The organism is Priestia megaterium (genome assembly GCF_041941685.1).
Lineage (GTDB): Bacteria > Bacillota > Bacilli > Bacillales > Bacillaceae_H > Priestia > Priestia megaterium_C.
On sequence record NZ_CP130958.1, the window covers coordinates 2,877,932 to 2,893,283 of the forward strand.

Annotated in this window: 18 protein-coding genes; 5 read left to right on the forward strand and 13 right to left on the reverse strand. The window is 37.9% G+C overall.

All coding sequences use genetic code 11. The features are described 5' to 3' along the window. Positions 1-27 precede the first annotated feature (27 nt). Positions 28-486, forward strand: coding sequence for a hypothetical protein (locus tag Q5794_RS14925; protein ID WP_192993849.1), 459 nt, complete (start codon positions 28-30; stop codon positions 484-486). Positions 487-517: 31 nt separating this feature from the next. Here the strand turns inward: Q5794_RS14925 and Q5794_RS14930 are convergent, their stop codons facing one another. Together Q5794_RS14930 and Q5794_RS14935 are read right to left on the reverse strand one after the other, a co-directional pair. After that, positions 518-745 carry a M23 family metallopeptidase gene (locus Q5794_RS14930; RefSeq protein ID WP_374988112.1) on the reverse strand — a complete coding sequence of 76 codons (228 nt, stop codon included), beginning with the start codon at positions 743-745 and terminating at the stop codon, positions 518-520. Between the two features lie 41 nt (positions 746-786). After that, the gene (locus tag Q5794_RS14935; protein WP_374988113.1) at positions 787-1,398 is read right to left on the reverse strand and encodes a hypothetical protein; all 612 of its coding nucleotides are present in this window, start codon (positions 1,396-1,398) and stop codon (positions 787-789) included. 263 nt (positions 1,399-1,661) lie between these two features. Here Q5794_RS14935 and Q5794_RS14940 point away from each other — a divergent pair, with 263 nt between their 5' ends. Next, positions 1,662-2,195 (forward strand): histidine phosphatase family protein, encoded by a 534-nt coding sequence (locus tag Q5794_RS14940; protein WP_214986719.1) that lies wholly within the window; start codon positions 1,662-1,664, stop codon positions 2,193-2,195. 64 nt (positions 2,196-2,259) lie between these two features. Here Q5794_RS14940 and Q5794_RS14945 read toward each other — a convergent pair whose 3' ends face one another. Next, entirely contained in the window at positions 2,260-4,293 is a 2,034-nt protein-coding gene (locus Q5794_RS14945) for a Na+/H+ antiporter (RefSeq protein ID WP_214986721.1), read from the reverse strand. Between the two features lie 268 nt (positions 4,294-4,561). Between Q5794_RS14945 and Q5794_RS14950 the strand changes: the two genes are divergently transcribed. Next, the gene (locus Q5794_RS14950) at positions 4,562-5,875 is read left to right on the forward strand and encodes a hemolysin family protein (protein ID WP_214986723.1); all 1,314 of its coding nucleotides are present in this window, start codon (positions 4,562-4,564) and stop codon (positions 5,873-5,875) included. On the opposite strand, the gene Q5794_RS14955 is transcribed toward Q5794_RS14950, so the two are convergent. Next, entirely contained in the window at positions 5,876-6,322 is a 447-nt protein-coding gene (locus tag Q5794_RS14955) for a DUF4385 domain-containing protein (RefSeq protein WP_268587788.1), read from the reverse strand. It lies immediately after the preceding gene. 208 nt (positions 6,323-6,530) lie between these two features. Here Q5794_RS14955 and Q5794_RS14960 point away from each other — a divergent pair, with 208 nt between their 5' ends. Continuing rightward, positions 6,531-6,737 (forward strand): hypothetical protein, encoded by a 207-nt coding sequence (locus tag Q5794_RS14960; RefSeq protein ID WP_251034050.1) that lies wholly within the window; start codon positions 6,531-6,533, stop codon positions 6,735-6,737. Positions 6,738-6,773: 36 nt separating this feature from the next. Here the strand turns inward: Q5794_RS14960 and Q5794_RS14965 are convergent, their stop codons facing one another. After that, positions 6,774-7,169: a DNA topology modulation protein FlaR gene (locus tag Q5794_RS14965; protein ID WP_251034051.1), complete on the reverse strand. Its 396-nt coding sequence runs from the start codon at positions 7,167-7,169 to the stop codon at positions 6,774-6,776. Positions 7,170-7,422: 253 nt separating this feature from the next. Between Q5794_RS14965 and Q5794_RS14970 the strand changes: the two genes are divergently transcribed. Continuing rightward, complete coding sequence (locus tag Q5794_RS14970) at positions 7,423-7,719, forward strand: hypothetical protein (protein WP_214986726.1); 297 nt, start codon at positions 7,423-7,425, stop codon at positions 7,717-7,719. 62 nt (positions 7,720-7,781) lie between these two features. Here Q5794_RS14970 and Q5794_RS14975 read toward each other — a convergent pair whose 3' ends face one another. From Q5794_RS14975 to Q5794_RS15010, 8 genes are all read right to left on the reverse strand, one after another. Continuing rightward, on the reverse strand, positions 7,782-8,552 hold the full coding sequence (locus tag Q5794_RS14975; protein WP_214986728.1) for an ABC transporter ATP-binding protein: 771 nt from the start codon (positions 8,550-8,552) through the stop codon (positions 7,782-7,784). Positions 8,553-8,561: 9 nt separating this feature from the next. After that, positions 8,562-9,359 carry an ABC transporter ATP-binding protein gene (locus tag Q5794_RS14980; protein WP_374988114.1) on the reverse strand — a complete coding sequence of 266 codons (798 nt, stop codon included), beginning with the start codon at positions 9,357-9,359 and terminating at the stop codon, positions 8,562-8,564. A 20-nt stretch (positions 9,360-9,379) separates the two neighbouring features. After that, the gene (nikC, locus tag Q5794_RS14985; RefSeq protein ID WP_214986732.1) at positions 9,380-10,171 is read right to left on the reverse strand and encodes a nickel transporter permease; all 792 of its coding nucleotides are present in this window, start codon (positions 10,169-10,171) and stop codon (positions 9,380-9,382) included. Further along, positions 10,168-11,109: a nickel ABC transporter permease gene (nikB, locus tag Q5794_RS14990; protein WP_192993865.1), complete on the reverse strand. Its 942-nt coding sequence runs from the start codon at positions 11,107-11,109 to the stop codon at positions 10,168-10,170. The genes nikC and nikB overlap by 4 nt, the downstream gene beginning before the upstream one ends. Positions 11,110-11,111: 2 nt before the next feature. After that, positions 11,112-12,635: a nickel ABC transporter substrate-binding protein gene (gene nikA, locus Q5794_RS14995; RefSeq protein WP_374988115.1), complete on the reverse strand. Its 1,524-nt coding sequence runs from the start codon at positions 12,633-12,635 to the stop codon at positions 11,112-11,114. Between the two features lie 245 nt (positions 12,636-12,880). Next, positions 12,881-13,300, reverse strand: coding sequence for a DUF4395 domain-containing protein (locus Q5794_RS15000; protein WP_214986734.1), 420 nt, complete (start codon positions 13,298-13,300; stop codon positions 12,881-12,883). Between the two features lie 312 nt (positions 13,301-13,612). Next, complete coding sequence (locus tag Q5794_RS15005) at positions 13,613-14,443, reverse strand: YitT family protein (RefSeq protein ID WP_214986736.1); 831 nt, start codon at positions 14,441-14,443, stop codon at positions 13,613-13,615. Between the two features lie 199 nt (positions 14,444-14,642). Next, complete coding sequence (locus Q5794_RS15010; protein WP_192993872.1) at positions 14,643-15,203, reverse strand: hypothetical protein; 561 nt, start codon at positions 15,201-15,203, stop codon at positions 14,643-14,645. Positions 15,204-15,352 lie beyond the last annotated feature (149 nt).

Consider the following 15,352-nt stretch of genomic DNA (forward strand, 5'->3'; position numbering starts at 1 on the left):
ACTGATAAATAAAAGGTGGGACGATGAATGAATCAAATTATATTATGGGGGATTCTTGTTATTCCATGGTTTCTACTGCTGCTGCTTGATAAACAGCGTGTTAAACGATTTTTTACTGTAGGGTTATTTGCTGCATTAATGATGACAATTGCCTATCAAGTAGCGGAAAAAATGCACTGGTGGACAGTTCAAGAAAACGTATTTTTTCTTACTAGCATGGGAGCAACGATTTATTGCCTTCATATTGTGATTACGATCTTTGTCTTTTACCTTACGTATCCCGGGTTTATCTTGTACATAATTGTTAACATTATTTTGGATTTGATTCATGGTTATATCATTGTTCCTTTTCTCGCTAAAATCGGGCTTTATAATCTGTATGATATCAGTCATTTTGGGCTTTTCCTTGTCATGACTACCGTAGCCATTATCCTTTACTTGTTTCAACGGCTGCTTGACTTTATATTTGAGGAAAACCATTCATAAAAAAGCCACAGCAAACGCTGTGGCTTTTTAATTAATAGAAAAATGGAATGACCGTATCTCCTCGAATCGGCTCAACGGCCGCATGAAACTGAATTCGCAAACTTTTTGAAGTTTCGATATCAGGGGCATCCATAACGTGAAAATGAATGTGGGGCTCGGATGAATTCCCCGAATTTCCACACCTTCCAAGCAGCGTTCCTTTACGAACCACGTCTCCTTTTTTCACAGAAACCGACCCTTTCTTCAAATGTGCAAGCACACTGTATTCTTTTCCTTCATGCTCAATGATGACGTGATTTCCTAAAGGATTTTTTTATTCGTGTATCCAATTTCATTATCTTCTTGGCCATCAACTGCTGTGATAACGACTCCTTCAAGCGGCGCTACAACTTTTTTTCCATAGGCATAGTAATCTTCGTTTTTCATTCCATCATTTTTATAGCTTTGCTTTCTTTTTCGCACGACTAAATCATACGCATACCTTTGGTTTTCGACTGGATAGTGATAGTTCAATACCTCATTCTTTCCTCCCCAATAGACAAACCATTCACTTTGAATCGGCATCGTATATTTGTTTGTACTCCATCGATCTCTCTCTGAAAATGATTCTATAGGAGCAAGCACAAGTGCTTGAATAATGCTATGTTCATCAAACATAACGCTGATTGCTTTTGTTTGCTTATGATTCATCCAAATAAACTGCTCAATTTGAGGAGTTAAATGAAGATTTGTTTCTAGTCTATAGAACTGTTCTCCTTGATTAAACAATTTGCTCTGCTCCAAAAATTGCTGAAGCGAAACTTGACGTTTAAATTCTTCGCTTACACAATCATAAAGCTTCTTAAAATCCTCTTGTGCAAATAAAGTTCCAAACTCTTCTCTGATGTTCACTTTTCTCTCTGTATCCATCATTGTAATCCACCCTTTTATATGTATTTCAATTTGTTTGAATTATCTATAAGTAATACGTTTTATGTTATAAAAAGGTTTCATTTTCCATTTATTCTATCTCAAAATCTTCTTCTATGCCGTATTTACAATTTTCTCAATCCATTTTATAATTATTTTACAAATATTTGAAAGGAGGTGCAGCATGATGAAAATAACGTTAAATAAAAAAATCAAGCTGCGCCGAATAAGTGTTTTTGGCGCTTAGATTTCAAGGAGATTTCACAATGAAAGTAGCATTAGTACGTCATTACAAAGTAAACAAAGGGCTTCCAGAAAATCACCGCTTATCCACCGATGAACTAGTAACTTGGTTTCAGGAATATGATGAATCAGATATTACGTATGGAGAGACTGATTTGAATAATATGGAATGGAAACGCTGTTTTTCAAGCGATATGCCGCGTGCACATAAAACAGCAAAGCATATTTATAAACAAGAGATCACTCTTCTTCCGGAACTTAGAGAAATACCTATGCCTATTATTCCAGTAAAATTCAAACTTCCTTTTATCCTATGGGTATTACTGTTTCGCTTGTCCGGACTCATCAACAAACAAGCTCGTAAAGATATGGCTGAGGCTAAGAGAAAAGTAGCAGCAGTGCTAGATCGCGCTATTTCCGAGTCAGAAGACGATTTACTGATTGTCAGCCACGGAGGCATTATGAAGTTTATGCGTAAAGAACTTATAAAACGCGGCTTTAAAGGGCCTCGGTTTGATATTGCTGTTAACGGAAAGCTTTATCTTTTTGAAAAGTAATAGAATGAAGCTTACTAGAAAAACATTCCTAAAAAAAGTCGCAGAGACTACTCTCTGCGACTTTTTAATAACCATTTTCTTCAATTGTTAATGCTTCACGCAAAGCGATATCTTTTCGGATATTATGAGCGATTTCACGCGTGATTTCTCCTTTTTCATAAAGTTCTTGCACCGTTTCCCGCTCGGTATGAAACGCTTTATAACATAAATCTCTCGTTGCTTTTTTACGTTTGCGTGAATTATACTCCGTACTCTCTTTTCTAAGTCTTGCCATGGATCTATGGTATTCACTAATAATAGCAAGTGAAATCATTCGATTTTCTTCGTTCATATTTTCTTTAATGACCTTTATCGCTTCTTCAATCATTTGAATACGTACTTTATTCACTTTGCTTCTTCTTCGCAAGCTTTGTTTTCTTAACGCCTGCTTATTCGGTGAAAAAATTCGGACTAGTAATAATAAAACTTTTTTAAATCTCATCCAGCTCACCAATAATTTGTACCTTACACGATTGGTTACAGCCATTTCAAGCTTGTGCGTATGTTCCAAACAAATATACGCTGTCTCACGGTCTATTTTTTCCTCTTTTAATAGCTTTTCCACCAATTTCCCCTTGGCCTGAAGAGCCAGCAATCGAATTTCTTCTTCATACTGTTTGTTTTCAGAGGCTTCTAAAGGATGAGTTTTAACGATGATATTATTAATCGTTGTATTATACGTTGAAATTAACGAATGGGCTGCTCCACGATTTTCCTCGGTCATTTCTCTTTTTAACCGCTGAATAGCAGCTTTGTGCACTTTAATGCGTGCTTTAACCTCTTTTGTATTGCGCTCAGGCTTCTTCGGCGCCTTTTCTGTTTTCGCAATAACAGGTAAAAGAATACTTGCCGCAACTAAGGTTAACAATATAACGCCTGCTGCTAGAAAAATAATCAGAGAGCGTTCCGGAAAATCACTGCCGTTATCAAGCGTATATGGAATCGAAAACGCTCCGGCTAACGTAACAGCTCCTCGTACACCTGAAACCGTAATAATGCCAATAGACCGAGGCTCAGGTTTTAGATGCTTGTTATTTTTGTAATACCAGCCTACTGACCATGACACCATCACCCAAATAAATCGTAGTACAAACAAAAAGACAGTAATAATCAAAATATAAAGAAGCACTTGTCCATTATTAAAGTTTGGATCTTGAATAATTGCTTTCGCCACTTTTGGTATTTGCAGACCAAGCAGTACAAACACCAAGCCATTTAACAAATATAAAATAACCGTCCAAGTACTTTTTGATACTACTTTAAGCTGCTGGTTAGGTGATTCCTCTCGGTCTCGCTCAATCGCATGCACAATGCCGCCTGCTACAACTGCCAAGATTCCTGATAAATGAAAATGTTCAGCAATGTAGAAGACAACAAATGGAGTTAGAATTTGTATTAACATATGAATCGTAATATCTTCCATTCCTAAACGTCGAACAAGTACGCGCAGTCTAATAATCAAAAAAGCGATAACTGCTCCTACAAACAAACCGCCCAGCGCTACCCAAAGGAACTGAAATGTAGCATCTACTATCGAAAAGACGCCCGTTACGGTAGCAGCTACTGCTACTTGAAACGCTACAAGACCAGAGGCATCATTCATCAGCCCTTCGCCTTCAAGCAAATGCATAATTCGTTTAGGGAGCTTTACTCGGCTCGCCATAGCTCCAACAGCCACTACATCTGTTGGGGACAAAATAGCGGCTAGTGCAAATGCCGCCGGTAACGGAATGGAAGGGATGAGCCAATTGATTAGATATCCCCCTACTGCCACCGTTACAAAAACCAGTCCCAGCGCTAGTAATAAAATAGGTGTACGAAGCTTCCAAAGAGCAGCTCTTGACACGTTTTTCCCATCATTAAATAATAGCGGGGCAATAAATAAAATAAAAAATAACTCAGGCTCTAAATGTACTTCTCCGCCAAATGGTAAGATAGCAAGCCCTGCTCCCAAAGCTATTTGAACTAATGGAACAGGAATAAATGGTACAAAATGATTAATGATATTAGATAGACCAATCAAAGCCAATAAGACTAATATCGTCAGGAAAAATTCCATAAAAACAATCGACTCCTACTTCTATTTACATCCTTTTAAAGGTATCACGTTATCTCTTTTCGTTCATTTTATAGTGTTTAGTTTACGCTTTTTCTGCAAAAAAATGTTGCAGGTTATTAAAAACTGCTCTTTCTTTTCCGTAAGTTTATTTCTACCGACATTAAGGGAATAGTATACATGATATTCTTTATTTACCATATAAATCAGCTCAGCAAATTTTTATAAGGAGGTGTTCCCTTATCCGTTTCAACGGAGTAAGGAGATAAATTTGGAAACAGTAAATGTCATTTTATTCATTGTATTAATCATATTAACAGCCTTTTTTGTTGCAACGGAATTTGCCGTTATTAGGGTACGGTCGACTAGAATCGACCAGTTAATTGAAGAAGAAAACCGGAACGCTTTAGCAGCAAAAAAAGTAGTATCAAATTTAGATGGCTACCTTTCAGCCACACAGCTGGGCATTACGGTTACCGCACTGGGCCTAGGCTGGATAGGTGAACCTACGGTAGGGCATTTATTAGAGCCGCTTATTGACATGCTTCCTTTTGCTGCATCACTTTCGCATGTCATATCTTTTGTTCTTGCTTTTTCGATTGTCACATTTTTAAATGTGGTAGCTGGGGAACTTGCGCCCAAAACAGTGGCCATTCAAAAAGCTGAACAAGTGACGCTGTTATTTTCTCGCCCTCTTATTCTTTTTTCTAAGTTACTTTATCCGTTTATTTGGCTTTTAAACCATTCAGCAAGAGGCGTTGTTGGATTATTCGGCCTGAAGCCAGCTTCTGAAAATGAAGTGGCCCATAGTGAAGAAGAACTTAGAATTATTTTATCTGAAAGCTATGAAAGCGGCGAGATTAATCAATCGGAATTTAAGTTCATGAATAATATTTTTGAGTTTGACAACCGAACGGCTAAAGAAATCATGGTGCCTCGTACAGAGATTGTTAGCATATCAGCAGATGAAACGATTGAAGAATTCTTAAAAATGGCTAGAGTAGAGCAATATACTCGCTATCCAGTAGTTCTAGATGGAAACAAAGATCAAGTGGTGGGATTAGTTAATATTAAAGAAATATTAGCAGATTACATAAAAGAAGATGATATTAAACCACGTACCGTGCAAACGTATATGAAACCCATCATTCAAGTCATTGATTCCATCGCCATTTACGACTTATTGCTTAAAATTCAAAAAGACAGAATTCACATGGCCATCTTAATAGACGAGTACGGAGGAACAACAGGGCTTGTAACGGTAGAAGACATTTTAGAAGAAATTGTTGGTGAAATTCGTGATGAATTTGATGATGATGAAATACCGGACGTACACAAAATTAATGAAAATCACTACGTACTCGATGCGAAGGTGTTGATTGAAGAAGTAAATGATTTACTCGGAACAAATATTGAACAAGAAGATGTTGATACCATTGGCGGCTGGATGCTGACCGAAAAGTTTGATCTTGCTAAAGGTGATAGTATCACAAACGAAAGTTTTTCATTTAAAGTCATTGATATTGAACATCACCATATTAAACGAATCGAAATAACAAAGGAAAAAAGTACGGATAACAGCTGATTATCCGTACTTTTTTTGATGCTCTTTTTTAAATTTCAAGTACTCCTTATTCTCTCGTACCTCCTTCCATTTTTTCATAAAAATAGCCGCCGATTCTGCTTTTTGTTCATCAATTTTCCGTTCGTTACGCTCTCCGTCTTTGCTGTATTTCTTTCCGCCTTTGTAGTTCGCATAACGCCTGGATCGCGTGTATCCCATTTGGAGAAATTTCCGGGCCATGTCCATTCCAACAAAATCGTTTTTTTCTTTGTAGGTCAAAAAAAGCTGATAGATAGCGTCCGCGGATTCCTCAGCAATTTCTGGTGTTCGAAAACGCCAATGAGGAAGAATTTCACTTTTATATGGCTCAACAAGGAGAACTCCTTGTTCACCTTTTCCTACTCTATATTTTTCAGGATGTTTTCTGAAATCGATATGCTCAAAATCAAGTGAATAATCAAATGCCATGGCTCTTCCCTCCTTTTTGGTCTCTACCCTTTACAAACGAATGATGAAACTTTCCTTAGAGAAGTTTTGCACATGCAGATGCGGGTAATAATAGATGGATAAGTATGACTAACCTTTTTCTCCATGCTAAAGAAGGCCGAACTTATTAAATCATGGTACGGGAGATTTCTATCAAATTCACCATTATGGAAAAGAAGATGTTTCCGTGATGTCTGCTGTCATTAAGGCATTAACCGTAATTGCTGAAACAAATCGCTCTGCAATCAAAAACGATGTATGGGTGTTTTCTTCCTATATCGTAGAAGGGCTTCAAAAAGAAGAGTGGCTTAAAATGGACAAAGAGTTTCTCAATCAGCTCCTCAAAAACCTTGCAAAAGCTTGTGAGAAAAAATATGTTTCTATGCTGATAGAATAAAAACAAAAACGCCGTTCATTCACTGAGCGGCGTTTTTTACGATATAAAGTGCTCTATCTCTTCTCTCTTTTTCACGACTATCAGTTTATCGTGATATGACATACGAAGGATATGCAAAATTTCAGGTTTACTTTGCTTTTCGAAGTCTGAATTCCACTGAAACATTTTAATAAAAATAGAAAGCGTGGGTTCATAATTCGCTTTTTCTATTTTAGCCTTTTGCAGAACATACCTTCTTAGAATAAACCAGACTCTTTTTAAATAATGCGTATCGAGAAAAATAATGAGGTCAGCTCTATTAAAACTTTCATTCACCCACGTATAGTGTACGCCTTCTATAATCCATTCTTTTGAAGCTGCAATATGATGTAAACACTTTTTTCTATCCGCTTCACTTCTTCTTTTATCTCCTTCATATGTTCGTTCCCACATAATATTATCAAGTTCGTAGTGAGGAACTTTTAATGCATGGGATAATAAACGGGCTAGAGTTGTTTTTCCACTTCCAACAGATCCAACGATATGTATTTTTTTACATGAAGCGCTTTGAATACTTCATCTCCTCCTACTTCAAACCTGTTTTTTACACATATTGTATAATTCACGTTCTTTTTCTCTAATGCAAACTAGAACATTTTATGCTAGTATTTTATGGTACTTGACTGACAAAAGGAGTGAAATCGCAGTGCCTAAAACCCTTTTTGGAAAACTTACGCTGTTTTGGATTGGACTATTTTTATTGATTACAGGTCTATTTTTTTATTATAAATATACAAACCAAGGGTTTACCGCTGCAGATCTATTCTTTCGCGTCTCTCCTCCTTTAGCTGCTATTGGCTTCCTTTTAAGCGCAGCCGGACTATATGAAGAACGAGGAAAAAACAAGCTAATTCCTCTCGTGGTACTCAGCATTAGTTTTATCATGCTCTGCCAAGCAGGCTATCATTTTATACATATGCATACTCCACCGCCGCGTCCTTGAGCTTACTTACTTTCTTATAAAAAAGCTCTTCATTTAGTATATTAAACGAAGAGCTTTACTCTCTATTCAAATAAACGCACAAGCTTTTTTGTATAAGGATGCCTGTTTTTATCAAATAGCTTTGTACGGTCAAATCGATCAATAACCTCACCTTGCTGCATTACTATCATGCGGGTGCTCATAAAGTTTACTGCTGCTAAATCATGCGAAATAAACAAATAAGATAGCTGAAACGACTCCTGCAAATCTTTTAATAGGTTTAAAACCTTTGCTTGTACCGTAACATCAAGGCTCGCTGTTGGTTCGTCCAGCAGCACCAAAGACGGTCCTACGCTAATGGCACGCGCAATCGCTACACGCTGAAGCTGTCCTCCACTGAGTTCATGAGGATAACTCAGTGCATATTCTGCGCTTATCCCAACTTTTCCCAACAGATAAATAGCGATTTCTTTTTCACTGTGGCTCACGTGAGATAAAAATGAAGGAACAGTGCGCTGCTGACGCAAAGGCTCAAGCAAAGAATCGATGATTTTCACTTTCGGATTAAAAGAAGCAGCCGGGTTTTGAAATACAACTTGCATGCCTAAACGAGCTTGCTGAAGCTTTTTTCCTTTTAACCTATGAAGAGGCTGCTCGGCAAACCATACTTCTCCCTGCTGAATCTCTGTTAACCTTAGCACACTTTTTACAAGCGTACTTTTTCCGCTTCCACTTTCTCCAACAATCCCTACACATTCCCCTTTATCGATATGCAGGGAAACATTGTTTAGCGCTTTAACGTCTTTATACTGTTTCACCAGCTGCATGACGCGTAATATACTTTTTTCTTTCATATCTCACTCCTATATCAACACTTTTTTCTGCGTATCTAACAATCGATCAGGCGTTTTCTGTAAAGAAGGAATGGCGTTAAACAGTTTTTTTGTATAAAAGTGACGCGGAGCGTGAAACAGAGATTCGATACTGTTTTCTTCTACGACCTCTCCTGCTAACATAATGGCTGCTCGGTCTGCATATTTCCGCACATGACGCAAATCATGGGTAATAAACAAAATGGCACAGCCTGTTTCTTCTTTCAGCTTATGCAGCAGCTGAAGAACTTCAGCTGCTGACACGCTATCTAAAGCCGTGGTTGGTTCATCTGCAATAATCAAGGCAGGCTTCATCACCAGTGCTAAAGCAATCGCTGCTCGCTGAAGCTGTCCTCCGCTCAGCTGAGAAGCATAGCTTTTATACACGCGTTCATTAGGTAAATTTACAGCTTTTAGAGCCTGAAAAATGGCAGCAGTCCTGTCTTTTTTAGACAGCTCACTATGTGTACGAACCGTTTCATCAAACTGCTTTCCAATTGTTAAAAAAGGAGTAAAGGCGCTTCGATAATCTTGAAAAATATACGAAATATCTTTTCCAAGGATAGGCGCCTCTCCTTTCTGCTTAAAGATAATAGATCCTCCTTTAAGCGTTACACCTGAAGGCAGCAGTCCTCCTATCGAAGCAGCAGTGATACTTTTACCGCTTCCGCTTTCTCCAACGAGTGCCATCCACTGTCCTTGCTCGATTGTAAAAGAAACGTCTTTTACGATTTGTTTTGTTTTATTATGAATGGCTAGATGCTTTACTTCTAAAACGATGACGATCACCTCTTTTACTGATTAACTTGCTATTTCCCTCGAATATATTCACCTAAAGCTGTAAACGCCAGCACAAATAAAATAATGGCCACGCCTGGTATCAACATTAACTGCGGAGCATTGTAAAAGTAGGCCCTGCCTTCATTTAGCATCGTTCCCCATTCCGGAGTAGGCGGCTGAGTCCCTATTCCAATATAGGATAATGAAGCCATCATTAAAATAATTTTCCCTATATCCAGCGTAGCAAGAACAAGAAGATGTCCTCCCACATGAGGAAGAAAGTGGCGCAGGATTAAAGGTAGTGTTCCCACTCCGTTTAATTTAGCGACCAGCACATATTCTTTTGACTTTTCTTGAAGCACAATACTGCGCACTGCCCTTGCATAACCAACCCACTTTACCATAACCATCGCAGCAATTAAGTTAAATAATCCAGGCCCTAACAGTCCGCTTAAGACGATGGCTGCAATATAATCAGGAAAAGCTAAAAAAGCGTCTACAATTCTCATTAAAAATCGGTCTATTTTCCCTCCAATATACGCTGAAATTAAACCAACCGGGACTCCAATTAAAAGAGAAAGAGCTAAGACAAGAAAGCTAGTTCCAATCGTAGTCTGAGCTCCAGCTACGATTCGTGAAAAGAGATCTCTGCCTAAATGATCAGTCCCTAGCCAGTGATCACTGGTGGATTTTTGAAGCCGATCTTGCATATTGACTTGTGTGGGATCCATTGGTGTTAGCTGACTTCCAAACAGACAAAATAAAACAAGCGCAATACCACACACGCTTATCACTACAAAAGGAAGCTGCGGCTTTTTCACGTTTTATCCCCTCCCTTTACATAGAGCTGGGGATTTACATATTTGTAGCTCAAATCCACAAGTGAATTAACTAAAACAACAAACAGGCCCATCCACAAAATATACCCTTGAATGACAGGATAATCACGATTCATAATCGCATCAATAACTAATTTTCCAATTCCAGGATAAGCAAAAAGGACTTCAATAATGACCGTTCCTCCAAGCAAGCTGCCTAAGCTCGTCCCTAAAATAGTAAGAAGCGGCGTTAAGCTATACCGGAACGCGTGAAAAATAAAAATTCGACTTTCACTTATTCCTCTTGCTCGAGCGGATCGTACAAAATCTTGTTTCAGTCCTTCTAGCAGACTAGCTCTAATCATTCGCATATACACAGCGGACATGGCAAAACCAAGTGTTAAAGAAGGCAGCACAAGATGGGCTGCTGTGCCTGTACCCATTGAAGGAAGCCATTGAAGACGTACAGAGAACAGCTGTATAAACAAAAGGCCGAGCCAAAAGCTTGGAACAGACGCTCCAATTAAGGAAATACTTCTGCTGAGATAATCAATCCACTTGTTCGGATACAGTGCTGACAGCGTGCCGAGTGGCACAGCTATTAACAGCATCACAACCAAAGATGCAGCCGTCAAGCGCAGCGTAGCCGGAAACTTCTCGGCTAATTCATCGATGACAGGCTCTTTTGTCATATACGAAGACCCTAAATCAAACTGAAAAAAGCGCTTCAGCCACTTTACATATTGAATATATACAGGTTCATTAAACCCTAGCTCTGTTCTCAAATTATTCATTTGTTCCTCAGAAACTGCCACGTCATCTACGCGAAGCATTTGCTTAACTGGGTCTCCTGGAGCCAGCTTCATCAAAACAAAGCTGAGAAACGATAGGATAACTAAAAAAATGAGTAATTCTATTATTCTTTTACCAATTAATTTCATATCTATTTCACATCTAAATCCTTTGTTATCACATAGTATTCACTTTTGGTTGTGACCCAATTTTTCACATTGTCTCTATAGGCCACAAAATTATTCGGATGAACAATCGAAGAATGCAGCGTTTCCTTTTCTGCTATTTCTCCGGCTTGTCTTGCTAACTTATTGCGCTGTTTTTGATCAACGGTTTTATTGAGTTTATTAATAATGGAAGTTAATGCTGGTTCATGAAAATGACCTACATTAAATGCTCCTCCCTCCATGTAAAGAGCATTAAAGAAATATCCTGCATCTCCTCGCGGCGCGGTTACTAGACTATATGTAACGATTCCCCAATCATTTTTTGTTGTCATATACTCGTCCATATTTTCCACTTGTTGAATGTCTATTTTTACACCAATCTTTTTTGCTTCTGACTGAAGCATTTGTGACATTAAAGGCAGTTCTGGACGATAAGGGTATGTAACAAGCTTAAAGGAAAGCTGTTTTCCATTTTTTATTGCTTTTCCATCCTTGAGTATATAACCGGCTTTTTCTAAATATTTTTGAGCCTCGCTTGGTCCATAGGTTTTCGTTTTTTGATCGTTCGAAAAATCTAAACTCTTTAAAAATGGACCAGTTGCCGGGGACCCTTGACCTGCAAGCGCTGTATCGACAACATCTTTTGGATTTAATAATACATCAAACGCTTTTCTCACATTTTTATCTTTAAACGCTTCTTGCCTTGAATTATAGAAAAGCATTTGATTTCTCAGGCTCGGCTGTATATCTACTACAATAGAAGAATCTTTTTTTAACGTGTTTAAGCTTTCAATAGCCGGACGGTACACAATATCGGCTTCACCTGATTGCAAAGCGGACGTTCGTGCATTTTCATCATCATTAAATGTTAACACAACTTCATCCAATTTTGGTTCCCCGCCCCAATATTCTTTATATTTTTTTACTTTCATTTCATTATCCGGTTTAAACGAAGCTACTTTAAATGGCCCTGTTCCCACGGGTTTACTTTTTGTATCTGGAGCATCTACATCAATAATTGCCGTGTTTGGATGAACAAGTTCAGAAGGCAGCGTGGCAAGCGGCTCTGTTGTTGTAATGGTTAAGATTTGGCCACTGGCTTTTATTTCTTTAATTTTAAGTGCACTTTTCATTGCTTCGCTTTCTTTTATCGTTCTTTCTAACGAATGTTTCACGGCTTCAGCATTCAGATCCTTGCCATTTTGAAACGTAATCCCGTCTCTAATCTCAAATACCCAGGTCGTCCCATCATCTTCTGTTTTCCACTTTTTTGAAAGCCACGGTTCAATCTGTAATTGCTCATTAACTTTTACTAACGTTTCGGCAATACCAGCTCGTACAGTTGTATAATTCAACTGTGGATCGAGCGTGTCACTTGGAAAATTCGATACAAAATTAAGTGATTTCTTTTCACTCTTTTCTTCGGTACTCGCAGAGTTACTCGAACATGCCGCTAGCATACCTATCGCAGCAAGCGTTAAGCATAGCAGACTTATCCTTTTTCTCATATAAATCCCTCCTTTATTCAAAACTATCTTTCTTTTATGTACGGTCTCTAACTATAACTTCCCCCTTTTAAATCGTAACGATTATTATTATCATAAAAAGTTTAATTTGTTTACCTTACTTTGTCAACAAAGGTTTTTAAAGGATATTGGTGCTCTAACACTTGTTTTCACCCGGTATGATGATTAAATTTATTGATAACGCATACAAATGAGCATAAAAAAACAAAGCCTTCTGGAGGCTTTGTTTATGCAGCGTGTTTTTTTCTTTTATATTTCCACATCATATATCGATAACGAATCGTGCAGCCTATACAATATCCCATCAGCGCTACACCAGCAGCAAGAAGCACCATTATACTAAATACATAGCCGACAAGCGTATAACCCATTAAAAATGAAATGAAAGCAACCCCGATACATATACATATCGTTGCAATCCATTGGTTAAAAAGCTGCTGATCCCGGTCTTCCATTTGATAAGAAGAAGCAGGCTTTTTAAGAAGCTTTTTCCCTGCCATAATTACGGGATTACGCTTTGTTGCAAGTGTGACTACTCCAACGAGAAAAGGCAAAAGTAAAAGCCACTTTGCCGCAAGTAAAGCGATCAAAACCGTTATAACGATAAAGAGTTGATTAAGCTGAACTAATGGTTTGGGAATGCTCATGGAACTCCTCCTTCTTAAAACCCATTATACAAATTGGTTTACTCATCCAAAAGAAAAAGCACTCCAAATGAGCGATAAGACTCATATAAAAAAGTTACATGATTTCACTAACGTACTTTAAGATCAGTATCGTAAATAAAATCAAGACAACGTATCGTAAAGAACGAATTCGACGTTGAAGAAGACGTTTTACATGCCTTTTATTACGCATATGGGTTCTTCCTTTCGTATATTGAATTGTCTTTAGACACACTTATATCATACTTTTTCGGAAAACACCAACGTCAGAAAAAATTGCCAAGAACCACAGCTCTATGCGCTTAGAAAACCTTTTCCAATTACATCTCGTACATCGTGTACAATCACAAATGCTTCATCATCAATTTTTTTAATCAGCTTTTTAAGTTTAATAAGCTCTTGTTTATTAATGACCACGTACAAGATTTCTTTTGATTCTTTTGTATAGTTCCCTCGACCGTTTAGAATCGTTACTCCGCGATCAAGCTGTTCATTGATTTGATCCGCTACTTCATTTTTGTTGCTTGAAATAACGGTAACGGCCTTTTTAGCATCAAACCCTTCAATAACGAAGTCAATTACTTTTGTTGTAATGTACAGCATGACGATCGTAAATAGTAGCTTTTCGATTCCAATAATAAAATAAGAAGCCAATACCACTAGTAAATCAACAATTAAAAGTGCACGACTGACTTTCCAGTTTAAAAACTTATTTAGAATTCGAGCAATAATGGCTGAACCTGCTGTTGTTCCACCAACTCGCAAAATCATCCCAATTCCAACGCCTAGCAGTACACCGGCAAAAACCATGCCAATGAGCTCTTCATGAAGATGAAGACCCCAGCCTTCAGTTACGTGAAGAAAAATAGATGTAGCGATAATCGTAATCATCGTATAGACGATGGTTTTTTTCTCTAAAAATTTATACCCTACGATAAGCAAGATACCGTTTAAAATAAAGTTAGTGACGCCCGTTGAAAGATGCGTTGTATAATATAAAATAATTGATATACCCGTAACGCCGCCTTCACCTAGCCCTATTGGAATGACGAACATGTTAACTGCAAGTGAAAATACAAACGAACCTATTAATAAAAAGATGACATCTTTTACTGTTTTACTCATCGATTAAACCCTCCTCGGCATAAAAATTCACATAAAAAAGCCCCTTCTCCAAAAGAGAAGAGACGCTTATGTTTAGTTTTTATATTACGTATTCTTAAATTGCCATGTATGACTATAATATGTTCACATACGTTTGTCAAACGGAAAGTTTATGCATTATGTGTAACCAAGGCTATGAGTCATTTATCTTTTATGTATACTAGGAATGTTTTAATTTATTTAAACAAAGACGGATGCAGGAATTAGTTGACTCAATTAATTCTTTATCGCCTTTTTTCAATCGAATTTCTAACGCGCGTTGGAAATAGTGATGTGCTCTGGAAACAACCCGCTGATCAAGTAAACATTTTCCATAATGCTGATAGACAAAGTCTTCATATATGTGAAGGTCTTCATCTGCTTTTAATTGTTCAATGAGTAGCTGAAACGTTTCATTCGCTTTATCCCACTGTTCTTGCCAGTGATATGTATGTCCAAGTCGGATCGTATTCAAAAATTCACCTATTGCATCAGCATGTCGGTCATATAGATAAATGGCCAGCAGCAGATGTCTTTCACTGCTCGTTAATTCTCCAAGTATGCGCTCATATACACCAATATGTCCATATGTTTTAGCAGCGGCACACTCATCCTCTTCTTCAAGAGCTCGTTTCTTTAAATAGATAATTCCCTGCTTCATTTGGTGTGGGTTAATCGGAACTTCTCGAAGCTGTTCATTAAATCGATAACTCATATTAAACGGAAGATCTCTGATGTTCATGCACGCTCCTTTCATGTGGCACATCAGCAAACATACTTTCATGACCGCTTGCTTATGGTCCATTGGATGTAGGATTCTTTCCATTTTGATACGTTTACGCGATTTACAGGAAAGCTCAGCAAAAGTGCTGAGCTGTTGGTTCTTATTAT